The following is a 1,263-nucleotide window of genomic DNA, read 5'->3' as shown; positions in this document are numbered from 1 at the left end:
CGGATTTTTCACCCAGTCTTTGTCGGACCGTGATCCCGAGCTGTTCGGCTCGATCACCTCCGAGCTGGGCCGTCAGCGCGACGAAATCGAGCTGATCGCGTCCGAGAATATCGTCTCTGCCGCCGTAATGCAGGCGCAGGGCTCGGTGATGACCAACAAATATGCCGAAGGCTATCCCGGTCGCCGCTATTATGGCGGCTGCCAGTTTGTCGATGTCGCAGAGAATCTAGCCATCGACCGCGCCAAGCAGCTGTTTGGCTGCGGCTTCGCGAACGTTCAGCCAAACTCAGGGAGCCAGGCCAACCAGGGCGTGTTCCAGGCGCTGATCAAGCCGGGCGACACCATTCTGGGTATGAGCCTGGATGCCGGCGGTCACCTGACCCACGGTGCGGCCCCCAACCAGTCAGGCAAGTGGTTCAACGCGGTACATTACGGCGTGCGCAAGCAGGACAACCTGATCGACTATGATCAGATCGAGGCGCTGGCGAAAGAGCATAACCCCAAGCTGATCATCGCCGGTGGTTCTGCCATCCCGCGCGTCATCGACTTTGCCCGCATGCGCGAGATTGCCGACATGGTTGGCGCGTACCTGCATGTGGACATGGCCCATATTGCCGGTCTGATCGCGGCGGGCGAACATCCCAGCCCCTTCCCGCACGCGCATGTGGCCACCACCACCACCCACAAGACCCTGCGCGGTCCGCGCGGCGGCATGATCCTGACCAATGACGAGGCGATCGCCAAGAAAGTGAACTCGGCGATCTTCCCCGGCATTCAGGGCGGCCCGCTGATGCATGTGATCGCGGCCAAGGCCGTGGCCTTCGGCGAGGCGCTGCGGCCCGAGTTCAAGGGCTATATCCAGCAGGTCGTCACCAACGCGCAGGCGTTGTCGGATCAGCTGATCAAGGGTGGTCTGGACACAGTGACCCACGGCACCGACACCCATGTGGTGCTGGTTGATCTGCGCCCCAAAGGCGTGAAGGGCAACGCCACCGAGAAAGCTTTGGGCCGGGCGCATATCACCTGCAACAAGAACGGCGTGCCGTTTGATCCGGAAAAGCCGACCGTGACCAGCGGCATCCGCCTGGGCTCGCCCGCAGGCACCACCCGCGGCTTCGGCGAGGCCGAGTTCCGCCAGATCGCCGACTGGATCATCGAAGTAGTCGACGGTTTGGCCGCCAACGGCGAAGACGGCAATGGCGCCGTCGAAGCCAAGGTCAAAGCCGAGGTCGCAGAGCTCTGCGCCCGTTTCCCGATCTATCC

The 1,263-nt window shown here is 62.9% G+C and carries 1 protein-coding gene; it reads left to right on the top strand.

The genetic code is table 11. The features are described from left to right. On the top strand, positions 1-1,263 hold a 1,263-nt coding region (glyA, locus tag Q0816_RS25890; protein WP_298856193.1), incomplete at both ends, for a serine hydroxymethyltransferase.

Source organism: uncultured Ruegeria sp. (assembly GCF_947497005.1).
Classification (GTDB): Bacteria; Pseudomonadota; Alphaproteobacteria; order Rhodobacterales; family Rhodobacteraceae; genus Ruegeria.
This window is presented reverse-complemented; position numbering and strand designations above follow the sequence as displayed.